Source organism: Agrobacterium sp. 22094 (genome assembly GCF_052046015.1).
Classification (GTDB): domain Bacteria; phylum Pseudomonadota; class Alphaproteobacteria; order Rhizobiales; family Rhizobiaceae; genus Agrobacterium; species Agrobacterium cavarae.
The window spans coordinates 1-26,592 of sequence record NZ_JBQEPX010000003.1; the positions used below are offsets into that span (position 1 = coordinate 1).

General features: G+C 57.4%; 24 protein-coding genes and 1 pseudogene. 9 read left to right on the top strand and 16 right to left on the bottom strand.

Going from position 1 to position 26,592, the window contains the following annotated elements:
• Window positions 1-285 precede the first annotated feature (285 nt).
• Window positions 286-1,023 carry an SDR family oxidoreductase gene (locus tag ACTJK5_RS14895; RefSeq protein ID WP_440612814.1) on the bottom strand — a complete coding sequence of 246 codons (738 nt, stop codon included), beginning with the start codon at window positions 1,021-1,023 and terminating at the stop codon, window positions 286-288.
• Window positions 1,024-1,125: 102 nt separating this feature from the next.
• Between ACTJK5_RS14895 and ACTJK5_RS14900 the strand changes: the two genes are divergently transcribed.
• Both ACTJK5_RS14900 and ACTJK5_RS14905 read left to right on the top strand, forming a co-directional pair.
• Window positions 1,126-2,013, top strand: coding sequence for an AraC family transcriptional regulator (locus ACTJK5_RS14900; protein WP_440598785.1), 888 nt, complete (start codon window positions 1,126-1,128; stop codon window positions 2,011-2,013).
• 186 nt (window positions 2,014-2,199) lie between these two features.
• Window positions 2,200-2,403: a hypothetical protein gene (locus ACTJK5_RS14905; protein ID WP_062423609.1), complete on the top strand. Its 204-nt coding sequence runs from the start codon at window positions 2,200-2,202 to the stop codon at window positions 2,401-2,403.
• Between the two features lie 62 nt (window positions 2,404-2,465).
• Here ACTJK5_RS14905 and gshB read toward each other — a convergent pair whose 3' ends face one another.
• From gshB to ACTJK5_RS14920, 3 genes are all read right to left on the bottom strand, one after another.
• Window positions 2,466-3,422, bottom strand: a complete 957-nt coding sequence (gene gshB, locus ACTJK5_RS14910; protein WP_062423610.1) for a glutathione synthase — start codon at window positions 3,420-3,422, stop codon at window positions 2,466-2,468.
• A gap of 151 nt (window positions 3,423-3,573) precedes the next feature.
• The gene (locus tag ACTJK5_RS14915; RefSeq protein ID WP_113227101.1) at window positions 3,574-4,188 is read right to left on the bottom strand and encodes a biliverdin-producing heme oxygenase; all 615 of its coding nucleotides are present in this window, start codon (window positions 4,186-4,188) and stop codon (window positions 3,574-3,576) included.
• Window positions 4,189-4,560: 372 nt separating this feature from the next.
• On the bottom strand, window positions 4,561-6,324 hold the full coding sequence (locus ACTJK5_RS14920) for a methyl-accepting chemotaxis protein (protein ID WP_113227102.1): 1,764 nt from the start codon (window positions 6,322-6,324) through the stop codon (window positions 4,561-4,563).
• A gap of 557 nt (window positions 6,325-6,881) precedes the next feature.
• On the opposite strand from ACTJK5_RS14920, the gene ACTJK5_RS14925 reads away from it, so the two are divergent.
• Genes ACTJK5_RS14925 through ACTJK5_RS14945 form a run of 5 tightly spaced genes read left to right on the top strand, consistent with a single transcriptional unit; the run spans window position 6,882 to window position 11,929 of the window.
• Window positions 6,882-7,715, top strand: a complete 834-nt coding sequence (locus tag ACTJK5_RS14925) for a metallophosphoesterase family protein (RefSeq protein ID WP_113227107.1) — start codon at window positions 6,882-6,884, stop codon at window positions 7,713-7,715.
• Window positions 7,712-8,875 (top strand): ABC transporter ATP-binding protein, encoded by a 1,164-nt coding sequence (locus tag ACTJK5_RS14930; RefSeq protein ID WP_113227103.1) that lies wholly within the window; start codon window positions 7,712-7,714, stop codon window positions 8,873-8,875. Before ACTJK5_RS14925 ends, ACTJK5_RS14930 begins: the two co-directional genes overlap by 4 nt.
• Window positions 8,868-9,791: a carbohydrate ABC transporter permease gene (locus tag ACTJK5_RS14935; RefSeq protein WP_440598786.1), complete on the top strand. Its 924-nt coding sequence runs from the start codon at window positions 8,868-8,870 to the stop codon at window positions 9,789-9,791. The genes ACTJK5_RS14930 and ACTJK5_RS14935 overlap by 8 nt, the downstream gene beginning before the upstream one ends.
• Window positions 9,788-10,627 (top strand): carbohydrate ABC transporter permease, encoded by an 840-nt coding sequence (locus tag ACTJK5_RS14940; protein WP_062423848.1) that lies wholly within the window; start codon window positions 9,788-9,790, stop codon window positions 10,625-10,627. The genes ACTJK5_RS14935 and ACTJK5_RS14940 overlap by 4 nt, the downstream gene beginning before the upstream one ends.
• 30 nt (window positions 10,628-10,657) lie before the next feature.
• Complete coding sequence (locus tag ACTJK5_RS14945) at window positions 10,658-11,929, top strand: ABC transporter substrate-binding protein (RefSeq protein WP_440598787.1); 1,272 nt, start codon at window positions 10,658-10,660, stop codon at window positions 11,927-11,929.
• Window positions 11,930-12,078: 149 nt separating this feature from the next.
• Here the strand turns inward: ACTJK5_RS14945 and ACTJK5_RS14950 are convergent, their stop codons facing one another.
• The 4 genes and pseudogenes from ACTJK5_RS14950 to msuE form a co-directional block, all read right to left on the bottom strand.
• A complete protein-coding gene (locus ACTJK5_RS14950) occupies window positions 12,079-13,059 on the bottom strand; it encodes a substrate-binding domain-containing protein (RefSeq protein ID WP_113227106.1) in 981 nt (326 codons plus the stop codon).
• Between the two features lie 524 nt (window positions 13,060-13,583).
• Window positions 13,584-14,021, bottom strand: a pseudogene (locus ACTJK5_RS14955) (acyl-CoA dehydrogenase family protein); the annotation flags it as partial.
• A 471-nt stretch (window positions 14,022-14,492) separates the two neighbouring features.
• On the bottom strand, window positions 14,493-15,926 hold the full coding sequence (locus ACTJK5_RS14960; protein ID WP_440598788.1) for an FAD/NAD(P)-binding protein: 1,434 nt from the start codon (window positions 15,924-15,926) through the stop codon (window positions 14,493-14,495).
• The gene (gene msuE, locus ACTJK5_RS14965) at window positions 15,923-16,480 is read right to left on the bottom strand and encodes an FMN reductase (protein WP_440598789.1); all 558 of its coding nucleotides are present in this window, start codon (window positions 16,478-16,480) and stop codon (window positions 15,923-15,925) included. Before msuE ends, ACTJK5_RS14960 begins: the two co-directional genes overlap by 4 nt.
• A 596-nt stretch (window positions 16,481-17,076) precedes the next feature.
• Between msuE and ACTJK5_RS14970 the strand changes: the two genes are divergently transcribed.
• Window positions 17,077-19,269 carry a sensor domain-containing phosphodiesterase gene (locus ACTJK5_RS14970; protein WP_440612815.1) on the top strand — a complete coding sequence of 731 codons (2,193 nt, stop codon included), beginning with the start codon at window positions 17,077-17,079 and terminating at the stop codon, window positions 19,267-19,269.
• 326 nt (window positions 19,270-19,595) lie between these two features.
• Here ACTJK5_RS14970 and ACTJK5_RS14975 read toward each other — a convergent pair whose 3' ends face one another.
• A complete protein-coding gene (locus tag ACTJK5_RS14975; RefSeq protein WP_440598791.1) occupies window positions 19,596-19,862 on the bottom strand; it encodes a hypothetical protein in 267 nt (88 codons plus the stop codon).
• A 147-nt stretch (window positions 19,863-20,009) separates the two neighbouring features.
• Between ACTJK5_RS14975 and ACTJK5_RS14980 the strand changes: the two genes are divergently transcribed.
• On the top strand, window positions 20,010-20,621 hold the full coding sequence (locus ACTJK5_RS14980; protein WP_440598792.1) for a TetR/AcrR family transcriptional regulator: 612 nt from the start codon (window positions 20,010-20,012) through the stop codon (window positions 20,619-20,621).
• A 292-nt stretch (window positions 20,622-20,913) separates the two neighbouring features.
• On the opposite strand, the gene ACTJK5_RS14985 is transcribed toward ACTJK5_RS14980, so the two are convergent.
• The 7 genes from ACTJK5_RS14985 to ACTJK5_RS15015 all read right to left on the bottom strand — a co-directional run bounded on the left by ACTJK5_RS14985 (window position 20,914) and on the right by ACTJK5_RS15015 (window position 26,563).
• The gene (locus tag ACTJK5_RS14985; RefSeq protein WP_027676880.1) at window positions 20,914-21,471 is read right to left on the bottom strand and encodes a fasciclin domain-containing protein; all 558 of its coding nucleotides are present in this window, start codon (window positions 21,469-21,471) and stop codon (window positions 20,914-20,916) included.
• Between the two features lie 131 nt (window positions 21,472-21,602).
• Window positions 21,603-22,016 (bottom strand): DoxX family protein, encoded by a 414-nt coding sequence (locus tag ACTJK5_RS14990; protein WP_440598793.1) that lies wholly within the window; start codon window positions 22,014-22,016, stop codon window positions 21,603-21,605.
• 72 nt (window positions 22,017-22,088) lie between these two features.
• Complete coding sequence (locus ACTJK5_RS14995) at window positions 22,089-22,802, bottom strand: anti-sigma factor (protein WP_440598794.1); 714 nt, start codon at window positions 22,800-22,802, stop codon at window positions 22,089-22,091.
• Window positions 22,799-23,341, bottom strand: a complete 543-nt coding sequence (locus ACTJK5_RS15000) for a sigma-70 family RNA polymerase sigma factor (RefSeq protein ID WP_440598976.1) — start codon at window positions 23,339-23,341, stop codon at window positions 22,799-22,801. The genes ACTJK5_RS14995 and ACTJK5_RS15000 overlap by 4 nt, the downstream gene beginning before the upstream one ends.
• 885 nt (window positions 23,342-24,226) lie before the next feature.
• Window positions 24,227-24,844 carry a hypothetical protein gene (locus tag ACTJK5_RS15005; protein ID WP_062423840.1) on the bottom strand — a complete coding sequence of 206 codons (618 nt, stop codon included), beginning with the start codon at window positions 24,842-24,844 and terminating at the stop codon, window positions 24,227-24,229.
• Window positions 24,845-24,935: 91 nt separating this feature from the next.
• Entirely contained in the window at window positions 24,936-25,712 is a 777-nt protein-coding gene (locus ACTJK5_RS15010) for a molybdopterin-binding protein (RefSeq protein WP_440598795.1), read from the bottom strand.
• Window positions 25,709-26,563 carry a cytochrome b/b6 domain-containing protein gene (locus tag ACTJK5_RS15015; RefSeq protein WP_296099931.1) on the bottom strand — a complete coding sequence of 285 codons (855 nt, stop codon included), beginning with the start codon at window positions 26,561-26,563 and terminating at the stop codon, window positions 25,709-25,711. Before ACTJK5_RS15015 ends, ACTJK5_RS15010 begins: the two co-directional genes overlap by 4 nt.
• Window positions 26,564-26,592 lie beyond the last annotated feature (29 nt).

Consider the following 26,592-nt stretch of genomic DNA (forward strand, 5'->3'; position numbering starts at 1 on the left):
TCCACGCCCAGCAGGCCCGCGCCAACGGCTTCGCACTCGACATGTCGATGGGTGGCCCGGACGGTGCAGACGAGGAATTCCGACAAGTCGTCTGATCGGCAAGCGCTTGAGCCGTAAACGATTTTCGAGGATCACTACGGCCTCAAAGCCATTGTCTTGAGACGAACCCGCACTTGCGCCTGCATCCGGAAGCCCCGGATGCAGGCGCAATGACGTTTTGAGCGATGTCACGTTCATAGAGCCATGGCGAGCAGTCCGTAGCAGTGAGCAGAACCGTAACCTGCTCTAATCTTGCGCGGTCGGACGGACAACGACGCTGCCAATCTCGACATCCTCGGGTTGCTCGATGGCAAAGGCGATGGCACGCGCAATGGCGTTCGGCGAGATCGCCAACCGCTCCTTCTGCTGGTTGATCATGGCTTTTACGTCCGGATTGGTGATTGATGAATCGGCAAAGCTCGTGTCGATGAAGCCGGGAGAGACTTCCGTGACCCGCAGCTTTGCGCCGGCCTCCTGCCTCAGGGCTTCGGTGGCGGTGCGTAGCGCGTTCTTGGTAGCGGCGTAAACGCCCATGGTCGGCACGATTTTCAGACCCGCCGTGGAAATCACGTTGATCACATGGCCTTTCCCTTGCTGCGCAAAGACTGGGAGCGCAGCGGCAATTCCATAGAGAGCTCCGCGGAGGTTGACGTCGATCATCGCGTCCCAGTCCTCCACCCGCAACGCATCGAAGCGGGAGATCGGACCGATGCCGGCATTGTTGACGATAACGTCGACGCTGCCGAAACGGTCGCGGCCAAGACGGATGAGCGATTCAAGGTCAGTTCTCCTCGTCACATCGGTGCTGCGCAACGCCGCGTCACCACCCGCTCTTTCGATCTCCTTTGCTACGTCGAGGAGTTCTGTCTCGCTACGCGCCCCAAGCACCACGCGCGCGCCGCGTGCGGCTAGATAAATCGCCGTCGCCCGCCCAATTCCGCGTCCGGCACCCGTGATCGCGACAACCTTGCCCTGAATGGTCATGAGATTCTCCTTCCTGACTTGAGAGCCGTCAGGATAGGGTGGCGTTCCTGGACGATCTATGCTTGATAGGTTATATCTTTTTCGCAATCGGCCAAAATCGAAATGAATGATCCTCTCTCCGATGTTCTGACCGTCCTGGAACCGCGCAGTGTGCGTGGAACGAGCCTTGAGGCGGGTGGCACCTGGGCCTTATCGTTCGACGGAAGGCAGCGCTTGAAATTCGTCGCCGTCCTGACGGGACGTTGCTGGCTTGTGCTGCCTGATCGTGATCCGGAAGCGCTGGTTGAGGGAGATGTCATCCTGCTCAGCAACATCTCCTACGCGGTGGCAAGCCACCCGGACATTGAGCCCTCCGATGGTATGGCGCTCTATGCTCCTCCCGGTCACAACACAGTGCGTCTAGGAGATTGTTGCGACACGATGCTGATCGGCGGCGGCAGCGGGTTTGCCAGTGTGAACGCGTCTTTTCTCCTCGATGCACTCCCAGCATTTCTGCGGGTCGATCCTGGCTCACCAGGTGCCCGATCAATCGCTCGGACCCTGTCCGCGCTGAAAGAAGAGGCCGATGCCGGTCAGATCGGCGGAGATCTGGTGGCTGGGAAACTCGCCGAAATCCTTATTATTGAGGCCGTCCGTTCCTATATCTCCAGCGCTCCGGTTGCGAATGTCGGTTGGATTACGGCGCTTGGGGACGCTCGTGTTGCAAAGGCGATCAGGCTTATGCATGCCGATGTGGCCCGCCGGTGGACGATCGATGCTCTCGCAAGAGAAATCGGCATGTCGCGCTCCGCCCTGACACTGCGCTTCTCACAGCGCGTCGGCCGCGCTCCGATGGACTATCTGACACGCTGGCGTATGGTCCTGGCACAGCGGCACTTGGCGAATGGGGGCAGCATCTCGGACGTGGCACTTGCCGTCGGCTACAGCTCGCAAAGCGCCTTCGCCCACGCCTTCAAGCGCGTCACAGGACATACGCCAAGAGGGGTATAACAGCTATGGCTCTCCGCACCGGTTCGAAGCATCACATGATAGACGCGATCAATCGATGGCGCGTTGGTTTGTTTGTATGTTAGCGGTCTATCATGGACGTGGTAATGATACCGACCAAAGGCTTCAGCACGTCCGGCAGTACGTTTTCACAAACTGCCGGAAGCGGCTGGCCGAAAGGAGAGTGAGGTGAAGATAATATTGCTGATCGCAGGGGCGCTACTCGTCTGTCTGACCTTCGTCTGGTTCTTCTTTTTTGTCCCGCTTGGCTGCGGCATGAACCCGACAGGTTGCAGGCAAGAGTTTCCCGTCTTCAGCGCGATCGGCCTCATGCACTTATGGCTGCCGCTCGCGGCCGCCTTCGTGCTAATCCTTCTGGGATTGAGGCGCTAAGATAGAATACCCCATCGAACCGGCTGAGACGGTCTGATGGCAGTTGCGTTGTGGTGGTGGCTTCAGCCCTGAGCGTCGCGCTTGCGCTCGATCGCATCCCAAAGAAGGCTGGCGACATCGGCGCCACCGAACTTCTTCACTTCGCGAATGCCGGTTGGAGAGGTGACGTTGATTTCCGTCATATAGGTGCCGATAACGTCGATGCCGACGAAGAGGAAGCCACGTTCGCGCAGAGCTGGACCGATGCGCTCGCAGATTTCCTTTTCGCGCGCCGTCAGTTCAGTCGGCTCGGGTCGACCGCCAGCATGCATGTTGGAGCGCGCGTCGTTTTCCGCTGGCACGCGGTTGATGGCGCCAACGGGTTCGCCATCTACCAGTAGGATACGCTTATCGCCCTTGCGCACGTCCGGCAGATATTGCTGCGCGATATAGGGCTCGCGGAACATCTGGCCGAACATTTCCAAGAGCGAGGAGAAATTGCGGTCGTCACGGGTGGAGTGGAACACCCCTGCCCCACCGTTTCCGTAAAGGGGCTTGAGAATGATATCGCCCATCTCCTGACGGAAGCGGGCAATTTCGGCAACGTCCTTGGTGATCAGGGTTGCGGGCATCAAATCCGCAAACTCCGTGACGAAAATCTTTTCAGGCGAGTTTCTCACCCAGGCCGGATCGTTGACGACAAGAGTCTTCGGGTGAATGCGCTCCAAGAGGTGCGTGGAGGTGATGTAAGCCATATCGAAGGGCGGATCCTGGCGCAGATGGATCACATCCATTGTCGATAAATCGACCCGCTCAGGTTCGGACAGCGAAAAATGGTCGCCGTTGATATCGCGCAGTTCCATCTGCTCGACGGTGGCGTAAATCTTTCCATCGCGCATCGACAGGCGGTCTGGCGTATAGTGGAACAGGCGATATCCCCTCGCCTGGGCTTCAAGGCTGATGGCGAATGTTGAATCCCCGGCAATGTTGATGCCGGAAACATGATCCATCTGGATCGCAACGTTCTTGATCTTCGCCATGCGCAATTCCTTTTCAAAAGCCCGTCTGATGTAGGATAGAGCACCTTTAAAGACAACCAGCGCTGCAAGCGTGATCTGTGAGTTTTATTCACACAGGTCTGCTCCGTCACTCAGACGTTTGGCAAGATGTTCTCATGATGATCGAAGCAATTTAAGCCATCATCTGACGGGCGTAATTGTGAACCGCGACGAAGGCGTCTTGCGCACCCGAAACGACACGGCGCTCCTCCTCTTCCGTCAGCTCGATCTCATCGAGCGCTGCGGTAAACGTACGCCAATGCAAGCCCCTGCCTTCCGGAGCACCGGCAAGGTGGCGTGCGCCGAACTCTTCTCCAAGTCCCAGTTTGGCAGCGTCTTTCAGCAGAAAAGCAGCACCGAGATTGGAACCCTCTACCACGTAGAGCCAGCCCATTGCCTCCGGCAGATCGAAATTTTGGTCATCCTGCTGGAAGCGAGCACCCTGATTTTCCGGGGCATCGAGGGACAAATCTTGAAGGTCCTGTTCGATCAGCCCGATTCGACGGCGTCCTTTCAGATCCGGCAGAAGACCGTCAAGCGTCGCATTGAAGAAGAGCGCGTCGAGATCTTTGTGAAAGAGATATTGCGTCTTTACGAACTTGCCGAAGTTTTCGCGGCTTTCGAACGGCTTGGCGGTCATGATGAAGCTGTCGAGCGCACCATGGGCGTCACGCGTGCTCGCTTTCAGACGCTTCGTGCGGCTGGGTTCGATTTGGCTCTCATCCACGATGGGGCTCACGCTGTTCATATTCTGTGATCGTCCTGTTTATAGATTTGCGCTTTCATCAGCGTTTTTGCACATAAAAATCTTTCCTTTTAAAGTCAAATTTAAATGCGCCATATACACGGCCTTGAGGCGGGAGAGCCCCGGGGACGCTCCCTCGCGATTGGTGAGACAATCCCGTGCAAAGTCAAGCTGTGGCGTCAAGAGCAGCGTTTCTCCTGAGGCTTAGCACTTTTTATGATCCCTACAGCATCGGCTAGAAGTTCGGACTCGATTTTTGGAAAGCACGATGCGTCGATTTAAAGACGATAGAGCGCAGTGCGTCCAACAGGACGCACTGCGCTCTAGACGATCGGAACTGTGGGAACTGATAGCGCCAGACCTGAGATGGCCGTATCAGAACTCCGTCCATTCAGCCTTCACCGCGGCATTGCCATGCGAGGCGAATTTTGGGCTGGCGCGCTGGACCGGCGGTCTGGCCTGAACGGGTTTGGACGTCACCAGGTTTGCCGGCGGGCGGTCATCGAAACGGAACTGCTCCAGCAAAGCGAAGAGTGCCTTCGCTTCTGTTGCAAGCCCGTGGCTTGCTGCTGTCTGTTCTTCGACCATGGCCGCATTTTGCTGCGTGCCCTGGTCGACGAGGTTGATGGCGCGGTTGATATCGTTGAGAGCGGTCGACTGCTCACGGGCGGACTCGATGATGGCACCGATATCCTTGTTGATGTCCTGAACATTGCCGGCGATTTCCTGCAGCGCTTCGCCAGCCTTGCCAACCAGCGTGACACCGTTAGCAACCTGTGCACCGGAAGCAGTAATCAGCGTCTTGATTTCTTTCGCCGCCGAGGCCGAACGTTGCGCCAATTCTCTGACTTCCTGGGCGACGACGGCAAAGCCCTTTCCGGCTTCTCCGGCACGCGCGGCTTCCACGCCCGCATTCAGGGCAAGCAGGTTCGTCTGGAAGGCAATCTGGTCGATGACGCCGATGATATTGGAAATCTCATTCGAAGACTGATTGATCCGGTCCATCGCCACCATGGCTTCGTTGACGATCTCACCGGAACGGTCCGCGTGGGCCTTCGCACGCCCGACCAGTTGGCCGGAGTCTTCCGCGCGTTGGCTCGAATCCTTCACCGTCGTGGTGATTTCCTCAAGCGCTGCAGCTGTCTCTTCCACCGAAGCCGCCTGTTGCTCCGTCCGCTTTGCCAAATCGTCAGCGGAGATGCGGACTTGATGGGCGCCGGCGGAAATCGTCTCGGCATTATTGCGCACGGTCGCCATGGCATCCCGCAGCCTGGCCGATGCGGCATTGAAGTCACGGCGCAGCCGATCGAGTGCCGCCATGAAGGGCTTATCGATTGTTTGCGACAGATCGCCATGCGCCAGGCTCGTCAGAGCATTGGCAAGTCTCTCGACGTTTTCGACGCGGTCCGTCACATCCGTTGCGAACTTGACGATTTTGATGACCCGCCCCTTGAAGTCGAAAACCGGATTATAGGATGCCTGAATGTGGACGTGGCGGCCGCCTTTGCCAACGCGCATAAACTCGTCGGCGATGAACTCTCCAGCGTTGAGCTTGCGCCACATCTCTGCGTAGTCAGGGCTTGCCGCAAAAGCTGGATCGACGAACATGCTGTGATGCTTGCCCACAACCTCCGAGGCCGTATAGCCAAGCGCCTGCAGGAAGTTCTGGTTCGCAGAAAGGATCGTACCGTCGGTCTTAAACTCGATCACGGCTTGAGCCCGGGAGATCGCCTCAATCTTCGCACCTGTGTCGATGCCATGCATCTTGGTTTGCGTGATGTCGTTGGCAAACTTGATGATTTTCAGCACTTTGCCGGCACTGTTCTTGATCGGATTGTAGTTGCCGCGAATGAAGATCTCAGTCCCGTCCTTGGCAAGGCGGGTGAACTCGCTGCAAACGAATTCTCCACCGCGAAGCTTGTTCCAGAAGGTCTTGTAGTCGGCAGACCGCGCATAGTCACTGTCCAGGAAAATACTGTGATGCTTCCCTCGAAGCTCCGCTGGCGAGTATCCCATCAGGTCACAGAAGTTTTCGTTGGCTTTAAGGATGTTGCCATCCACGTCAAACTCGATGACGGCAAAGGAAAGATCCAGTGCGTTCAATATTTTTTCGGCATCGGAATTGAAGAAAAGCGCCATGGTCTTTGTTCCTGAAGTGCGGTTTGGACGAACCTCTCATATTGAAGTTAATAATTTAGTCGTGAAAAAATTGGTGCCTACTAATTTAGATCAGTACTTCAGCCTAAAGCATGTCGCGAATTTTCAGATTACCTCCTTGTACTTTCAGGCTTTTTTCCTTCAAATGTCGTTATTGAGATGCTGGCGACCACTTTGCTGGGCTCGTCGCAGCTATCAAGTAGACTGAGGTGATCCCGTGAGCCTTTACATTTTCATGTTTGCTAACCTTTGCAGGCCGAAGAGACGCGCGAGCGTAAAGCCGAAGCCTTTCCTGAGCTAGGGCATGGCTAGGCTCCGCTACACGAAGAGCGAATTTCACGAGGCTTGGTCAACATCAGGGTGACCACAAAAATTTGCGCAGGCCCAGAGCACAATAACCAAAGGCGCTTGTAACCGTTTGATGACAAAAATGGAAAGGAACTGGAAAGCGCTGTAACGCGCCTGACAAGCTCAGCCTCTATCAGGGCCCGAAGACGGTGAGGCTGATTGCCTTCATCCCACGCATCGGAGTTTTGCCCGTGAAGGTTATCCAGATCACAGATACCCACTTTAGCCCGTCCAAGACGCATTTCAACAGCAATTGGGCGCCTCTGCTGGCCTGGCTTGAGACAGAGAAGCCGGATTTAATCATTCATACCGGCGATCTCACCGTCGACGGTGCCGATCACGCCGACGACATGACATTTTGCATGGAGCTGATGCGTCAGGCTCCGGCGCCGGTTCTGATTGTTCCGGGAAATCATGATGTCGGCCACCTGCGGGGATCACCACAGCCGGTTACACAAACACGTCTTGATCGCTGGCTCAGCCTCGTCGGTCCAGATCGGTTCACTTGCGATATCCACGGCTGGAGGCTGATCGGCTTCAACTCTCTTCTGCTTGGCATGGAAGACGAAAATGAGGACGCTCAGCTCGCTTGGCTGGAGCAGGCCTTCGCCGCTGCGGGCGATCGTCGTATCGCTCTCTTTACCCACAAGCCAATATTTGTGGACGACCCCCTGGAAGGCGACACAGGTTACTGGGGCATCCGCCCCGCGCCGCGCGCGCGGCTCTACGACTTGATGCGCCAGCACGATGTCGGTCTCATTGCCACCGGTCACCTGCACTGGGCTTGGCAAGGTACGCTGAACCAGACCAGTCTTGTCTGGGGACCGTCAGCCGCTTTCCTCATCGACACGCTGGAGCGTGAAATGCCAGGAGAGCGCCTCATCGGCGCCGTCATTCATACCTTCGAAGGTGCCACAGTATCGAGCGAGATCGTCGCCGTTCCAGGCATGACGTCCTACTACATCGACGATGTCATCGACGAGGTCTACCCGAAGCCGCAACCCGCCGGGGAGGCTGCTGAATGAGCGCGCTTCGTCTTTCCGGCATTACCAAATCCTTCGGCGACAACGCCATTCTCAAAGGCATCAGCCTGGAGGCGGAGCCTGGCGAATTCATCGCGCTGGTCGGCCCTTCCGGCTGCGGCAAGAGCACGCTTCTACGCATTGTGGCGGGCCTCGAGCATCCCACCTCGGGCAGCGTCGTGGCGGACGGCCGTGAACTGACGGCGCTCGCGCCGGCCGAGCGAAATGTCGCGATGGTCTTCCAGTCATATGCGCTCTATCCCCATCTAACCGCTGCACAAAACATCGCCGTTCCGCTGGCAATGCGCAAACTGACAAGCGTTCAGCGGCTGCCGATTCTTGGCAACCTGCTGCCCGGTCAGAAAGAAGCCCGCAGCGCCATCCAACGGCAGGTTCAGGACATGGCGCAATCGCTGAAGATCGAGCATTTGCTCGATCGCAAGCCCGGCCAGATGTCCGGCGGTCAGCGTCAGCGCGTGGCATTGGCACGGGCGATGGTACGGCGTCCGGCCCTCTTCCTGATGGATGAGCCGCTATCCAATCTCGACGCCAATTTGCGTGTGCATGCCCGCGGAGAAATCGTCGATCTGCATCGACGCGCAGGCGTGCCGACCCTTTACGTTACCCACGACCAGGCGGAGGCCCTGTCGATGGCGGACCGGGTTGCCGTGATGATTGCCGGCAATCTTCTCCAGCTCGCCTCACCCCAGGCCATTTATGACGATCCGGTCCATATCGAGGTCGCCCGTTTTCTTGGTCAACCTCGGATCAACACACTCACGACGCGGGTAACGTCGGACAGGACAGTGAAGCTCGGGAACATCTGTCTGACGGTGAGTGGTGCTGCACGCGAAGGGGACGAAGTTACCATCGCAATCAGGCCGGAACATCTGCGCGTGTCGTCCCCTAATCTAAGCGGCATTGCCGCCCATGTGGAGCGCCTGGAGTTTCTCGGCTCCGAGGTCATCGTCTATATGGTGATCGATGGACTGAACCAGCCGATTGTCGCGAAGCTGACACCTGCTGAAGCCAAAGGCATGTCCGCGAGCATGCCGGTCTCCATCCTTGCAGAACCGGGCCGCGCGCTCCTTTTCGCACAGGATGGCAAACGCCTGTCTTCTCAGCCCGTGACGGCGGACGCACTGGAGGTTGCTCATGGTTGAGGCAACCTATCCCGCAACGTCCCTCGCACTGCCGGATATCGGCGCTGCGCGGCAGGCAAGAACCGCTTGGTTGCTCGCACTGCCGGCTGTCATACTGATGATCGCCTTCATTCTCGCCCCGCTTGCCGCTGTGGTCTTCCTGGGATTTACCGATTTCGAGCTTGGCTACGGCAGCTTCCGCTTCGTCGGCTTCGAAAACTATGCCGAACTCTTCTTTGATCGCACCTTCCGGCAGTCACTGTGGAACACGGCGATCTACAGTGCCATCGTGGCACCCGTCTCACTGTTCCTAGGACTTGGCATCGCGCTTTTGATCGAAAGCGAAAAGATCGGTCAGTCCTTCTTCCGCACCGCCTATTTCTTGCCTGTCGCTTCGCTGCTCGTCGCCATGGCCACCGTCTGGCAATACCTGTTTCATCCGACCATTGGACCGATCAACGCCGCCCTGCAGCTGGTCGGGATCACCGGCCCGAATTGGCTCGGCTCATCGAGCACCGTGCTCTACAGCTTGGCGATCATCGGTATCTGGCAGAGCGCCGGTTTCAACATGGTCCTCTTTCTGGCGGGCCTGACCGCGATCCCACGCGACCTCTATGCCGCGGCAAATGTCGATGGGGCAAAATTCGGTCTCGATCGCTTCTTCCTCGTGACATGGCCCATGTTGGGACCCACCACGCTCTTCGTCATCACAATCAGCGTCATCAACGCCGTCAAGGTGTTCGAGACAGTGAAGACTCTGACTGAAGGCGGGCCCAACAAGTCCTCCGAGGTGCTTCTCTTCACCATCTACCAAGAGGGCTTCGTATATCTGCGGGTCGGCTACGCTTCCGCCATGACGGTTATCTTCCTCGCCGTCCTCGTCGTCATGATGTTCATCCAATACCGCCTGCTCGACCGCGAGGTGCACTACACATGAACCCGCAAGCCACTTTCACTTTTGGTCGGGCCCTGCGTCTTGGCCTGCTCTGCCTCGGCGCGCTAATGTTCCTGGCACCCTACGTGTTCATGCTGTCGACTGCCGGCAAGGGCCAGAGCGAGATTTTCACCTCGTCGCTCTCCCTCATTCCGCAACACTCCTTCTTCCTGCAGAATTTCATGAAGGCCTTTACCCGCGTGAATATGCTGGGCCTGCTGTTCAACGGCGTCGTGGTCTGCTGTCTTATCCTCTTCTTTCAGGTTCTGATTGCGGTTCCTTGCGCCTATGCGCTTGCCAAGCTGAACTTTCGCGCCGCGAGGCTGATGATGGCGCTTGTTATGTTGGGCCTGCTGGTCCCCATTCACGCGACAGCGCTTCCACTCTATGTGGCCTTCAACAATCTGGCGGTGCTCAACAGCTACACCGCGCTCGTCGCGCCCTTCTCCATCTCGGTGTTCGGCATCTTCCTTTTTCTGCAGTTCTTCCGCGCCATGCCGGATGATCTCATTCATGCCGCAAGGCTGGATGGAATGTCGGAGATGGGCATCGTCGCCCGGGTTATCGTGCCCAACGCCTGGCCGGCCATTACGGCCTTCGCCATTTTCTCGGTGGTGGCTCACTGGAACGATCTCTACTGGCCACTGATCGTCGTCTCTAACCAAACCTACGCCACCCCTCCGCTCGGTCTACTCTATTTCCGTGCAGCAGAGGCAGGCGACGACTACGGCGCGCTTATGGCCGCAACCCTCATCATCACCCTTCCTCTCGTCCTGGCGTTTTTGTTCGCCCAAAAGCGCTTCGTCGAGGGCATTACCATGACCGGTCTCAAGGGCTGACCGGTTACCTCTCACACAAGGAGACATGCCATGAAGCATTTCACCAAGATACTCACTGCCGCCGCCGTCTCCATGATGGTGGCTCTACCGGCCCATGCCGAAACGACCATCACGGTCCACTACCCTATGCCAGGTTTCTTCAAGGACGTGATGGACACGATTTCGAAGAAGTTCATGGAAGAGAACCCGGATATCAAGATCCAGTTCGCCAACCCTTCCGCGACCTATGAAGAGGGCATCCAGACAATCATGCGCCAGGTGGGCACCGCCGAAATGCCTGACGTGACCTTCATCGGTCTCAATCGTCTGCGCATGGCCGACGAGCGCAACATTCCTGTCGACATGGGACCGATGATCGCCAAGGACAAGCAGAGCATGGCGGATCAAGGCTTCTCGGACACGATCATGAAGCTCGCCCAAGTCAATGGCAAACAGGTTGGTCTTGCTTTCGCAACCTCAAACCCGATCATGTACTACAACGCCGATCTGGTGAAGGCCGCCGGCGGCGATCCTGACCAGCCGCCGAAGACCTGGGACGAGGTCATCACGCTTGGTAAGAAGATAAAGGCGCTTGGAAACGGCGTGGATTCCATCGACTTCCGCTGGCAGGGCGACGACTGGATGTTCTCCGCCCTTCTCTTCGGCGCTGGCGGCACAATGCTCAGTGCCGACGAAACGCAAGTCGCCTTCAACGGTCCGGAAGGTCAGAAGGCCATGGGAATGATCGACCGCCTGGTCAAGGAAGCAGGCATGCCCGTTTTCACCAAGGCGGCCGGCGAGCAGGCCTTCGTGGCAGGAAAAGTGGGCTTTGCCTTCCAGACCACCGGCGCGTTACGCAATACCATCAAGAATGTCGGCGACAAGTTCAATCTGCGTACGGCACCGATCCCGCTGATCGATCCCGTCAAGGGCAAGCTTCCCACCGGCGGCAATGCCGTCGTCATCCTCACCCATGATGAAACCAAGCAGGCCGCTGCCTGGAAGTTCGCCAAGTTCGCGGCAGGTCCGTACGGCGCATCCGTCGTCGTCCCCGGCACCGGCTATGTGCCGAACAATGAATTGGCTGCAAAGTCCCCGGAATACCTCGGCGACTTCTACAAGAAAAACCCCTTGTTTCTGGCCGGCCTTAACCAGATGCCGCGCATGACCCCCTGGTACGCCTTCCCCGGCGCCAATGGTGTACGTGTGACGCAAACCATCGTCGACAACATCTCGCGCGTCGTCGACCAATCGGCGTCTCCGCAAGAGGCGCTCGACGATGCCGCCAAGGAAGTAAAACGCCTTCTGCCGCGCACGAACTGAACTCAAGCGTGTCGCGATCTTCCAGATCCGCTCCTCACGCTCCAAGTTTTAGTATTGCCGCATGTTCCTATCGCAAGACCGCTACATACTTTCGCGTGACATGCGTTAGATGAAACGATACCCGCCGCATCGATTGCGGCGGGCCACAATCAGATGGAGCGGACCGATCCCCCCGCTCTGAGGGCAAACTCGACCTGCAGATGCCGTGGCGCAACGCCCTTTTCTGCAATATCCAGCAAAAGGGAGGCTGCGACCGCTCCCATACTGGCATCAGGCATTGCGATGGTCGTCAGCGGTGGTGTCATCAACTGACCAATGGCGATACCGTCGAACCCAGCGACCGATACGTCCTGCGGAACCGAAAGCCCTTCGCGACGCAAAGCGCCGATCACGCCGCAGGCCAGAAGATCGTTCGAGGCAATGATGGCCGTCGGCCTCAATTCCATGACAGCGACGAAAATATCTGGTTGCTCTTGGTTCTCGACAAACGGAATCTGCAGCGCGGCCAACGGAGCAACCTCGATGTCTGCGAGCGCTTTTCGGTATCCCTCGTAGCGCAACAGGGCTCGATCGGACGCAGCGAAACTGCCCGACACGAAGAGAATGCGGCGATGTCCGCGATCGATCAAATGCTGCGTGATCCGACGGCCAGCCTCAAAATTATCGACTGTGACGGCTGCGCGAAAAAGAGAGGTAGGACGGTTGTTGAGCAACACGGTAGGCGGCAGCCGGCTTGCCTGCCGAACGCCATTCTCCGCATTGCAAAGCGTCAGGATGAGTCCGGTGGGACGCTCGCAAAGGAGCGCCTCGATCGCATCAGCTTCCTGCGCAGGATCATAGTTGGATTGCGCCAGCACAACGGCATGACCACCTACCCGCATACGGTTCTGGATTTGCGACAGCGAGGCCGCAAAGACTGGATTGGTAATGCTCGGAATAAGCACCCCCACCAATGGCCTCCGCCCCCCACGAGAAAGTGGCGCCACTCCAGGGCGATAACCAAGCTCCGCTGCCGCCACCCGCACGCGCGCCTTCACCGCATCGCTCACGGGACCGCGCGCACCCAGAGCACGGCTGGCGGTTGCGATTGAGCAGCCCGCCCTCTTCGCTACATCTTCCAAATTCGCCATGACCGATGATCCTATGTGAAGGCTGGCCTAACTCTGGATAGTGACAGACGCGTGATGAAGTTAAAGAGAAATTTGCGCGCTGAGGATATGCCCCTATCCTCCAAACTGTCGTTCACCTGATTTGAGAACGGCGGTTGATTCGCGCGTAGAATGCTCGAGAGCGACGCAGAGATATCTATAGCGACAATAAGCGGAAAACCCACGAACTGCCCGATGCAGAGCGGGAAGCCTCGAAGAATTATTTACATATCGAGGCGCTCTCAATGATCACACAATACCGGCGCTAATTGGTTTTGCTCTGGCTCTATTCGACGGGTACAATTGGTGCGGTGACCTCGCACCGAGGAAATTCTCAGTGGCAGGTGAGCGGGAAACGCCGCGAGATGCATTAGTGACCGTCCTCTTAGGCTCGGAATGGCAAGCTAGCGTAAATCGCGACGTATCGAGTTTCCGCTTCCGTCAACGTGTGTGCTCTATGAGAGGTGAAGGGGGCGCCCATTGGAGCGCCCCTGTCATAGAGGGCCTCAGCTCCAGGCGTGAAGCGGGGGTTTCTCGTCGTTGAGGAAGTACTTGCCCAGGATCGAGTATTTCCACCGGACCGGATCGTGCAGCGTGTGGGTGCGGGCATTGCGCCAATGGCGATCAAGGTGATGCTCCGCAAGTGTGGAGCGTGTCCCGGCGAGTTCGAAGAGCTTGTTGGTCGCCGTAATGGCGATTTCGGTCGAGAGGATTTTTGCCTCGGCAGTGACGATCTGCGCCTCGGCGACCGTTTCAGCGTTCGGATTCTGGATAGCCCGGTCGATGGCGTAACCGGCTTTCTCAAGCAACGCCTGCGCCGCATGCAGGCGCAGTGTCAAATCGCCGACAGCCTGGATCGTGTAGGGATCATCCCAGGCGTTGTCTACGCCGCTGTCTACCCAGGCGCGGCTCTTGGTGCGCACGAAGGAGACGGTCTCATCGAGCTTGGTCCTTCTGCCGTCTGGCGATCGCCCCGAACGTCACACGCAAAAGGTGACCTCCCAGATGGCCTTCAATATTACGTCTAGGGCATTTTGGCAGGCCTTTTGCCGAGCCCGTAAGCGGTCGCGACGCGGGAGACGGGGCTTCGCTCATGAAGCAAGGCAATCTTCACAGATCCTTACACCCCATAACCGTCTTTGCAGGCGCGGGCTGCATTCAAAAACCGCATGAACGGACCACGGTGTCAGACCAGAAAGCACCGTTCAGCTCGGGTCACGGGATGTCGACATAACACTGGAATGTCATGATGGCCTTGGCTCGGTCTAGGGGCAACTCCAGGCGTCAATTGACCCAGTGTAGCTGATGGGCTCTGTAGACATCGAAGAAATGGTTTCCGCACCTCGTGCAAAGCTCACAAGAATTGCTGCGCGGTACTAAACTAGCAACCCGTGACCACGTTTGCGCAACCTGCTTCAGGGCTTGCAAATCTGGTGCGCGACGAGCTTTGACTGCAGTTGGCCAGCGACGAAGACCGCGTGCTCGGTGACCTGGGGTAATCCCATCAGTTCGCCGAAGGTCCCGCGTGCCAGAGGCCCGGCGATGAGAAGCGTGGCTTCAGCTGCGCTACCTTCGCCCAACGCTTCCGATTGTTCGTTGCAGGCGATGCCAAGACCGGCGGGGTCAGCCGTAAGCCACCCGTCGCGCGCCAGTTGATTGAGCCAGGGCTGGCTGCTCAGAATCGCACCATGTGCCGGCCCGGTAGTGACGACGACGGCGTCGAACCGCGCCGTTTCGGGAGCGCAGCCGCGCGGCCTAAAGGTCGCGAGAATATCGTCGCCATCGCGGGTCACCTCTTGGATCGAGCCGGCGAGGATTTTCAAACGGTTTTCGGCGATCGCCCGATCAAGGACATCCTCGACCTGCGGCGCGACACGGAAACGATGTGCGTCCCAAAAGGGTCGCAAATGCCGGACGATCCTGCGCCGCTCGGCCATCGAAAGCGCCTGCCATATTGTCCGCCCCTGCGCCCGAACCTGATCAAGCACCGCATGCCAGCCGATGCCAGCTGTTTCAGCCTGCGTAAGCGTTCGGCGGACATGATGAAGCAGCACTGCAGCGCTCTTTGCCGGCGAGATTGCGAAATCACCGAACGGCTCCTGAGGATCTGGCGCATGTCCTCGTGACCGCAAGCCGCGACGCGACAGCGAGAAGATCGAACCGCGATAGCCCGTCAAAACCAATGACGCCACCACGTCCGCAGCCGTCAGGCCATTGCCGACGATCAGCACCCGGTCGTCGGGGCGTATCGCCGCCAGCGCGTTCGGCAGCGTCGGATCGGCGACATAGCGGGGATGGCCGGCAAGACGCTCCTGCAGATGACGTGGCGGCTGCGGCGCTGGATGTGTCGTGGCGATCACGACGAAATCGGCGCGCGTTTCGTCGCCATGCTTGTCGGTGATCACCCAGCCATCGCCCAAGCGCCGGACGCCAGCGACCATGGTTCGGCGGTGAACGATACGATCCGCGTCGAGATGCGGCTTCAAGCGGCTCGCGACATAGGCTCCGAAAACGCGCCTCTGCGGAAAGAGGCTTCCGTCAGGACGACGCGCAGCCGGATCATCGGCCACCGCGTCGTGTTCGGAAAGCCACTCCTCAAAATCCATCGGCCGATCCGGAAAAAGACCCATGCGCGCTGCCGGCACATTGATCCGATGGGCCGGATCGAGGCTATCATAAGCGAGCCCGCGCCCCAATTCGGCGCGCGGCTCGAAGACGACGATTTCCACGCTGCCCCCCGGAATTGCGTCGGCGAGATGCAGCGCGACCGCCGCTCCAGAAAAGCCGCCGCCGAGGATAGCGACGCACTGACGGCGCTGAGCCTGCAGGGTCCGAGCGGCCAATGTCACAGGGCAGCCTTGAGGCGGACGCGCGCTGGAGGAAAGAAGGCAGAGAACTCGTCGATGACGGCCTCGACACGCGCTGCAAGCGGCTCCGAGTTCACGCGGTAATCGACAAAATCGCGGTCGGAGGCATAGACGGCAGTCGGCAGCGTATGCGCGGTGAAGAAGCCGAAAAGCGGCCGCAGCTGATGCTCGACCATCAGGGCATGACGATCGCCACCGCCGGTCGCGGTGATGATGATCGGCTTGCCTCGCAGCTCGTTTGGTTCGATCAGGTCGATGAGATGCTTGAAGAGGCCGGGATAAGAGCCCTTGAACGTCGGCGAGCCGATGATCAACGCATCGGCATGGACGATTTCGTCGATCACTCCCTTCGCCTGTTCGTCGAGTTCGTTGCGCCAGAGCGCTGTGCCGAGCGACGGACCGACATCCTGCAAATCGTGGATATTGGCGGAAAAACCATAGCGGTCGGCTGCAATGGCTGCGACATGCTCCACGAGTGCGCGCGTCTTCGACGGGCGATTGAAGCTTCCGGCAATGCCGACGATGCGAGGGGGCATGGATCTCTCCTGATCAATGGTCGATGCAACCAGCGATATTACAGCGATCGTTGAGGCGTCGCGTGAGCAGTCTACTGCACCTATCGAAATTAACCGCGCCATCAATACAGCGACCAAAAGCACGCAGCAAAACGCTGCCATGGTGGAAGAGTAGACAGCAGCGGCCACGAACTAGCCAACGACAAAAAGCGCAACGTGGGCCGTTTCCCGCTCGGCAGGACAACGCCCATCCGGAGCCGTGGCTCCTCGTCGGACAGCAAATGCCTTAGCTACTGCAGCGGTACAAGCACGCTGTGAAGAGCTCGACGAAGATTGCAGATAGAATGTCCGCTCAAAGATCTTTGCACGGATTATCGGACACTGAGACGACGATGATGTGCGAGTGTCTTCGTTCTGGGCGGCGTAGGCGGGCCGCCCATGTCTGTTTGCATTGCTGTCATTTTGTAATTCAGTTGGTACCGACTTAAGTTTATTTAGAAATCATAAAGGCTAATCGCACGGTTTAACGTGCTGGCCGAACCTTTCGTCTCGGAATTACTGTGCGTTAAGCTTTTTCGCTTTTGCTCATATGTGATATAAACCAGCGAGCGACTGTGATGAGCCTCTACCCGATTCCCAGCGATGACGAAAAACGAATCGAGGTGCTGGATAGCTTCGCGCTGATGGATACGGCGCCCGAGCAGGAGTACGACCATATCATACAGATGGCGTCACGAATCTTCGATGTCCCAACTGTTCTGATTTCGTTAGTGCATCGTAATCGACAATTTTTCAAAGCCCGTATCGGCCTGGACGTATGTGAGACCGGACGAGATGTCTCGTTTTGTACCTACGCAATGATGGAATCCAGAGTTTTTGTAATCCCGGATGCAACCAAAGATGAGCGCTTCCGAACGAATGCGTTGGTTACGGGGTATCCGAACATTCGGTTCTATGCTGGCGCACCCCTCATCACGTCTGAAGGACACGCACTTGGAAGCCTCTGCTTGATCGACCCTAAACCGAGATTGACGTTCTCGGATCGTGACCAGCGAATACTTGAGGATCTGGCAGCGATGGTCCTCGAAAGAATGGAATTGCGCCGGTTGGAACGGGAGAGCGAGACTAGCCGTAACAAATTCATCAATATTACATCGACATCTCCAGACGCCATCATCTGCGCAAACAGCAAAAACCAGATCACGTCTTGGAATGCTTCTGCAGAAGAGATTTTTGGGTATTCCAAGGAAGAAGCGCTCGGCACACCTCTCGACATCATCATGCCGGACTCAATGCGTGCCAGGCACGGTGCGGGCCTTGCCAGAGTCGCGTCAGGCGGACCCGCTCGCATCATAGGAACCTCTGTCAATTTGACGGCGAAGCGTCGCGACGGCTCCGACGTTCCGATAGAGCTCTCCCTTTCGCAATGGAACGAGGCCGGCGAGCCACAGTTCGGGGCCATCATCCGCGACATAACCAGCCGTTTGGAAGCTGTTAAGCGACTAAAACATGCTGCTGAATACGATGATCTTACCGGCCTTGCAAACAGATCAAGTTTGAAGCGGCGTATTCGGCAGGCTTGCGAAAGCCATGAGCCTTTGGCGCTCCTCCTTCTTGATTTGGACGGTTTTAAAGACGTGAATGATACGTTGGGGCACTCCGCGGGGGATGTTGTCCTCAAGATTGTTGCACAGCGTCTGAGAGAAAGCGTCCCTGACCACCACATGGTGGCCCGGTTGGGCGGGGATGAGTTTGTCATCGTGATCTCTGAAACGGTCGATCCCATGAAGACCAGTGAGCTTGCTTCGAGGCTCATCTCCATTATTGAGGAACCTATAGAATTCGACAACGAGCCCATTCACATCGGGGCGAGTATCGGCATTTCCTTGAAATCAAGCCCGGAAGACGACAGTGAGCAGATGCTGGGGAACGCCGATCTGGCGCTTTATCAGGCCAAGGCAGATGGTCGCCATCTCGTGCGCATATTCACACCTGAGCTTCGCCAAACGGCTTTGAAGAAGGGAGCCATGAGTTCCTCGATCCGTCAAGCCTGGGAAAATCAGGAGTTTGAGCTCTATTACCAGCCTCAGATCAAACTCAGCGATGGCAGCCTAGCGGGCGCGGAAGCGCTGATAAGGTGGAACCATCCACAGCTTGGCGTCGTCTCGCCTGGCGCCTTTCTGCCTGTACTGGAGGCAAGCCTTCTTGCTGTTCCCGTGGGCGAATGGATATTGCGCACGGCATGTGCGCAGGCGGCGCAGTGGCGGCAGGCCGGTTGCAAAAATTTCAGGATCGGTATCAATCTGTTTGCAGCCCAATTTAGGGCAAGGGATTTTGCAAAATCCGTCGAGACAGCGCTTGCGGACAGTCATTTACCGGCAACGGCGCTGGAACTAGAAATAACGGAAAACATCATCCTGCGAAATGAACACCGGCTCATGGAGCCCCTTCATTACCTTCGCTCACTCGGCGTGGGAATTGCTTTCGATGACTTCGGAACCGGCTTCGCGTCGCTCAGCCTTTTAAAGGACTATCCTGTTACGCGCTTGAAGATCGACCGGTCGTTCGTAAGCGGCAGTGAGCGCAATAAGAAAGACGAGGCCATCGTTGAAGCGGTCGCAAAACTTGCTGCGGGATTTGACCTCGAAGTCATTGCCGAAGGCATTGAGACGGTCGAACAAGAACACCTGATGCAGCACTACGCATGCGATGAAGGACAGGGCTATCTATACGGGCGCCCTATGAAGGCGATAGACTTCACACGTCTTTATCTGACAAATACTACGAACCGGATTTCCGCAGGAGCTTAAAGTCAAAGCGGCCAAAAAACTGACATGGCTGTGGCGCCCGGAAATTCAGATGGGCTGAGGTAGCGATCGCAAGCTCTTGAAAGTTACCGAACCTCTGCCCCCTAATCGGACTGCGCTTTGCACAGCCCAATGCACGTTGGCTTCCGCCTTCTTGGGGGGACGCTCTTGCTGCCTGGAAATTAAGGACCATGCTGTCTGGATTTATGATGAACTTATCACCAAACAGGCCTCGGCTTCCATTCTGGCGTACCACTAAAATTCAACCAAAATCCCAACGTCACATCGGGTGCGTTTGACCTGTCGAACGCCAAATCGCTGATCAGACGTTACAAATTTGCACAGCACGATTGAAATGAACCTGCGAACAACGGCTGCATCGTCGCCACCTGCGGACTTCTCGAAGACGCTGCGGCTTCAGTCGTCCGGAATCGCACCTCTGGCAATGTTGCGCCCCGTGTCTTCAGAGACGCGGTAGCCGCAGCCATCATCTCCTTGAACTCATTCAGAGCGATACCATCCGCGCGCATCACCGAAAGGATCAGTGGATCTCTATACATTTCAGTGAGCGTCATCTCCCCTGTCGTAACGGTCATGACAGTCTCCTTTCGACGAGTTTTAAATCCAGAAGGCGGCAGTTACTTGACGGCCACCTCGCATGGTGTTACCGGTAAGTAACAACTGGATAGTTACCGACCAGTCACACCCGTGTCAACGTCACTTCAGGATAAAAATCAAAAATCATGAAATCCGTGAAATCTGATCGCTCCTCCGAACAGAAAATCCCACCTCGTGACCGTATCGTCTCAACGGCCTGTCAACTGTTTCGTGAATATGGGATACGCGGCATAGGCGTCGATGCCATCGCAGAAGCCGCAGCCACCAACAAGATGACGTTGTATCGACATTTCGGCTCGAAGGACGATCTTGTGTGCGAGGCGCTCAAGCACAGTTCTCAAACATTGGAGAATGCTTGGAAAGACCTCGAGACAGACAACCCCGGCGACCCGAGGGCTCAGCTTGCTGCATGGGTAAAAGCGCGCGCTCAGTGTCTCTCAAGTGAGCCATATGGATGCGATCTAGCCAATGCCGCCGTGGAGTTGAAAGAGCAGGGACACCCGGCACACGCGGTCATCGAATCCCTGAAGATGCAACAGCATTCCCGCCTTGCCGATCTCTGTCGTTCAACGGGTGCGAGCGATCCGGAACTTTTGGCTGATACGCTTTCCATGCTGCTGGAGGGAGCGCGCGTCAGCAAGCTTGCAACTGGAAATGAAGGCCCGTCGATGCGGTTTACGCGAGCGTGTGAAGCGGCGATGGTGGCGTTCGGCCTCGGTGCCGGCGCTTTGTCGTAAGTTCCGTTGAAGCGCCAGACAACGGAACCGAAAGCGTCGGGATCGATCGGTGATCTCCGGCGCCTTTTACAAGGCCACTCTCTACAGGAAATAAACTTGAGAACTGCCCTGGGCGGGGTGAAGGGCGCGAAAGGCTTTAGTTGAAGCCCAATATGAAAATCAAAGAGTGAGATCGAGAAATCGCTGGAGTTGCGAAGCTCCAGATCTCCCCTCGGACAGCCGCTACGAGGCCTGGCTCAATGAAAATAAAGCCGGTTTGTTGTCCGGCTTTATCTCAATTCAAAGACGCAAATTACATTTTTGGCAGAAGCACCTTGTCGATGACGTGAATGACGCCGTTCGACTGCTTCACGTCGGCGATCGTGACATGCGCGACATTGCCGTTTTCATCGGTCAGCGTAATCTTGCCCATGCTTTCCTTGGCCTTCAAAACGCAGCCGCCGACGGTCTTGACGTCATGCGTGCCCTTGTCGTCCTTGATCATCTTCTCGATCGCCGTTGACATGGCATTGGCTGCGACGACGTGGCAGGTCAGGACCTTGGTCAACTGTGCCTTGTTCTCAGGCTTCAGGAGTGTGTCGACGGTTCCCTTGGGAAGAGCTGCAAACGCTTCATTCGTCGGGGCGAACACGGTAAATGGCCCCTTTCCTTGCAGCGTCTCGACCAACCCGGCTGCCTTGACGGCGGCGACAAGCGTCGTGTGGTCCTTCGAATTCATCGCGTTTTCCACGATGTTTTTGTCTTCGTACATCGCGGCGCCGCCGACCTTGGGATTGGCTGCGTATGCGCTGCCAGCAGCGATCGCGATTGCGGTGGCACAGGCTGCGAAACGGATTGCGAGCTTGAACATGGTGATTCCTCCTGGCCGATCACCCAGATGCAAGGCTGCATCTCCTAAGGGTCGGCTTCCCTCTTCCGGGACAAGGAGGTTACGGAAAGGCTTGAGAAGAAGTTTCAGGGCCGTCGAATTATTTTACACGATCATCTCTCTTGCTGTGGCCACCTCACCACGCGGCCAGCAAACAAAGGCAACCATATCAGGACGGGCTGGAGGGGTAAGCGCAAAAGGTGGTAGATCCACTCCCACACCGACGGGTCACTAGAAAGCGCATCGATGGCGTGTTTGATATTCGCGGGAAAAACGCAGACCGCATAAAGCGCCAGACCAATGCCTGCGGCCCGCTGAAGTCGTGCGGTTACGATCCCCAACGCACCAGCGATTTCGCAAAGCCCTGTCAGCAAAATCACCAAATGCGGCGACGGAACCCAATCCGGCGTGATTTTCAGAAATGGCACCGGCCACAGAAGGTGCATCGTGCCGACGAAGCCATACAGGCAGGCGAGCCCTGTCGCGCATTTGCGCCGCCAAGCTTCCGTCCTCAGAGAAGCAGCCACGGAGTATCCCATCTCCCCTCCAAATAGGTGCCTTGTGCCATCGCGCAGCGCATCGCCCCGGAAAGCGAAAGCTCAGAGGCTTCTTGCCGTGCCGCTCGCCACGATCGCTCCGGTCGGCTTGCCTGTGGGCGAGCCGCCGAACGGTTCCAGCGACACTGCAAGCGTTGCGCCCCCGCTCAGACGATCACGCATGTCCGATGGAATGACCAGTTCTCCGCCCGTATCTGCCGGCAATATGCCGAGCGAGAAGGGATCCCCTTGCCCAGGCACAAGCCAGAGCTCCAGCGATTTCTCCTGCGCGCGCCCTGCCGCGACAGGTACGATGCGCATTCGCCCGCTTTCGGCATCGTAGGACGCCAGCATGTTGACGGAATTACTGGGTGCCGAGAGTTCCGCAACCAGCCTACCATCCCGAGAAGACGGCGGCGCGATACCCGACGCATAGATCAGGGCGGCAGCAGCGGCCACGGAGGTGCCAAGTGAAAGCCAACGCCAGAAAGCCATTGAATTCCAAAGGCTGACGTTCACCTTACTCGTCAGCGGCGCTGCGAAGAGGCGCTGTTCAAGCTGTTCCAGCACGGCGGCGCGAGGCGTTATCTCGTCGTAGTCCTGATTGAAGGACTCCATGTCGGCCTGCCAGCGCGCAACGATTTGCGAAAACGCCTCATCGCTGGCCATGCGGCGCTCGACCATCCTTCTTCCTTCGATGGACAGAACACCCAAGACATATTCGCCTGCCAGGATTTCGTCTTTTGAGTGCTCGCTTGAGCCGGGATCACGCGTCATCGCTGGATGCACTCCTTAAGCTTGAGGAGACTACGGCGCAGCCAGGTGCGCACCGTATTCAGCGGGACCCGCAGGTCGTCTGCAAGTTCGATGTAGCTCAGGCCCTCGACATAGGCGCGACGAACTGCGCTGGCATGTGCCGGATCGAGCTCTGCCATGCATCTGTCGATCCTGCGGCCCTCATCGATGATGCCCATGCGCTGCTCTGGGTTCGGGGTTGTGTCATCGGCAAGATCATATGCTGCGTCAAGATCATCGGAAACAGGTTTGCGGGCGCGGATCGTATCGATCGCGTGGTTGCGCGCGATTGTCGCAAGCCATGCAAACGGACCACTATGTCCGGTCGCGAAGGTTTTCGCGCGTTGCCAGATCTTGATGTATATTTCTTGCAGTGCCTCTTCAGCATCGCTGCGATTTTTGAGGATGCGCAAACATACGCCCATCAATTTTGGGCTAGTCGCCTGGTAAAGTGCGACAAAGGCGGCGCGGTCTCCCATCGCGACACGATTGATCAAAACTTCGATGTCGTTGCTTTGCATTGAAGAAAACCTTGCCACTCCAACCTTATAGCGGTTGGCTTCTGGAAAAAACAAGGAGCGACGGGCGGTAAACCCGACAAAGACGCTGCTTCTGTCAGTCCATGATCGGCGATTGCCCCGAATATTGCTCATCGCGACGCATCCAAGGTTCTCAACTGGCGTCGGATGAGCCAGAGACCGGATCCTGCCGTAACTGTCGAGAGAAGAGTTCTCCCGATCAGCCCCCGCGCGTCAGCATCGTCGAATGGCTCCTGAGTGTTGCCCGATCGATCAAATGGCAAGGAGCGAAAGCGGCTCTCCATGCTGCTTAACCGGAAGAAGCCGATCGCGACAAACACCATGAGCGTGGCAAGATGGGCAGTGGGACAGGTCCTCATGTGGTCAACTCCGACATTGCCATGGCCTCCAGCCGATACTGCCTCATGCGATTCCGAAGCAGAGCAATCACGCGACAGTTCAGCAGCGCGTTTTCATCCTGAGCGCCTTGCGCGACCTTTCGCGCCCACGTTCAGGCCTTGCTTTCCGACCAGTTACGAACGCGGCGAACCATTAGTTTCAGCGACCGCTCGCCTTCCTCAATTTTCCCTTTGGTTTCTGTAAATTCTTCCACGGCCCGCACCGGACTCGCCGATAGACGGTCTTTCGCATGGCCGAAGCGAGGCGATATACGGCCGCTTATGGTCGGGTCAGGCGATCGCTTCTGCGCGCGCTTCGCCGACGGCGGCTCGGCGAGGACCAGTCCCGTGAGCCTTCATCGCTCTCCGGACGGCGAAGCTTGCCAAGCTTACGTGAATATCGAGCCAAGTGCTCCGCCCTTTTGGCATGTTTCGACCGCCGGCCTTTATCGCCCGACGGTCTCTGTCTACCTGAGGCGGTTTCCTCCGCTCACATCGGCGGAACGACACCATTCGTGCCGACAACCACACGACCGCTCGACATCGAACCGTCGTCTGCCTTTTCGGAGGGTACGAAAACGGTTGCGCCAGGCTTGATGTCGGTTTCCGCAGCATTGGCAAAAGTGACAACCGGCGTGCCATCCGGAATGGTGATCTTCTTTTCCTTCCCCTTGTAGCTCACGGTCACCGCATGACCGTCAACCGACTTTACGGCGTCGGCAACAGTCGCATTGGTCATCGAGCTGTTTGGCTTCAGGTCCCAGGCGTAGCTCCCCTCGCCTGTGCCTTTCATCGCTGCAGGAAAGATCAGCACTTCCAAAGCGCCATCGCCGCCGCTCGCCGTTGGCAGTGATGCGATACCGACGAAGTCACCTGGCTTGATATCGTCAACCGATGCCTTGGCGACGCCGGAGACCTTCCAGCCATCCTTCAGCATGATCTTTGCGCTGCTGCCTTCACGCGTTTTGACGGACAAGATGTTGCCCTGAAGGCTTTCGACGGTGCCACGGACACGAACCTGATCGGCGGCCTTGGCGCCTCCGCCGAGCGTCAACGCAACCAGCGCGCCGGCGAAAAGGGTAAAACCTGTTTTTGAGGTTGAGAACATTGTGCTTCCTTTGTGTTTCAAACCCTGTCTGCTGAACAACCGGCGGAGGCGGGCTGAAAAATCCGCTAGCTATGGAAATCTGGATTTCGACCTATATTCCGGCATACCACTCGTAGCCGCGATCCTCCCAGAAGCCGCCATTTCCGCCGTAGAGATTGGAGAAATCTGCGACGGCCTCGATGCGCATCAGATATTTCGCCTGCTTGTAACCAAGCTGCCGCTCGACCCTCAGCCGCAGCGGCGCGCCATGCGCGACTTCGAGATCTCTTCCGTTCATGGAATGGGCGAGAATGGTTTGAGGATGAAAAGCGTCAACAAGATCGATGCTCTCGTAATACCAGCCGCTGCCATCCAGGGTCTTTTCGTATTCGTCGGCACAGTGAAAGACGATATAACGCGCTTCCGGCTTGAGGCCGACCTTGTCCAGAACGGCAGCGAGCGGCACACCTGTCCACTGACCGGTCGCGCTCCAGCCTTCGACGCAGTCGTGGCGTGTGATCTGGCTGCGTGCCGGCATTGCCTTCAGGGTTGCAAGGGGGAATTTGGTTGGGCGCTCGACGAGGCCACCGACCTCCAACTGCCACTGCGAAAATTGCGTCGACAACAATTGCTGATATTGCGCGCCCTCGGGCATGCTTGTGCCGTTGGCGCGAAAACTTGGCGAGATGTCCGCGAGCGTATACTCGCGCGCCAGGGTGTTGTCGCCGATCAGCAGGCGCTGCGCACGCTTCGTCAGGCCCTCGGCGAGTTTCAGGGTTTTCTGGACCTTATCGTTTTGGACAAGCGCATCGCAGCCACTCAGACCGAGTGCGGATGCGGTAAGCGTTGATCCGATCAGGAAACGGCGACGGGTAATGAGGCGGCTCATGGCTTGAACTCCCCTTCCGGCTCTTCGATGATGACATAACGTCCGGTGATCATCGAGCGCATATTGTTCAATACGCCGGAGACCAGAACCATCACGATGTGAATGACGACAAAGGCGATCAGTGCGCTGGCTGTGATGAAATGCAGTGTCCGGGCCGACTGTCGACCGCCGAACAGATCCAGAAGCCAGGGCGCGAAGGCATTGAAGCCCGGTGACATTGTCAAACCAGTCGCAATCATCAAGGGAAGCAGAAAAAAGATGACCAGAAGATAGGTGAGCTTCTGCAGAGCATTGTAGTGACGCGCTTTTTCGCCCTTCGGAAAGCGCAAACGAGCATGATCAACCACCTCTTGGACGAGATGCGGTACCGCGAGTTCACCGCGCCTAGGCAAAAGGTCCCGATGGAAATGGCGGGCAATGAAACCATAGGCAATATAAATCAGTCCGTTGATGACGAAGAGCCAGGCAAAGAAAAAGTGCCACCGCCGACCGGTGGCGAGATCCTGATAGCTCGGCAACGTCAGCCAGGCGGGAAAGCCGCGGGCCGTAAGCTCCCCATCGACATTGGACACGCCCAGGAAACCGGTCGTCTCAAAGGAGACGTCGCCGATGTGTGTCATGCCCTTGACCCGGTCGCCGTCCTGCACCGCGTCCATGGCAATGAAGGCCGGGTCGTCATCGGCGCCATATTGACCCCAATAGAGAGCCGGATGCGCGTTGAAGATTTGCAGTCCGCTAAACAGCAGCACAGTCATGAACAGAACGTTCAACCAGTGCGATAGGCGTACGGTCAGACTGTGTCGCCTGATGAGAATTCGTTTTCCAGTGACGGGTTGTGCGGTCGCATCCATAATTTCCCTCGAGCGCCAGCGTTATCGTC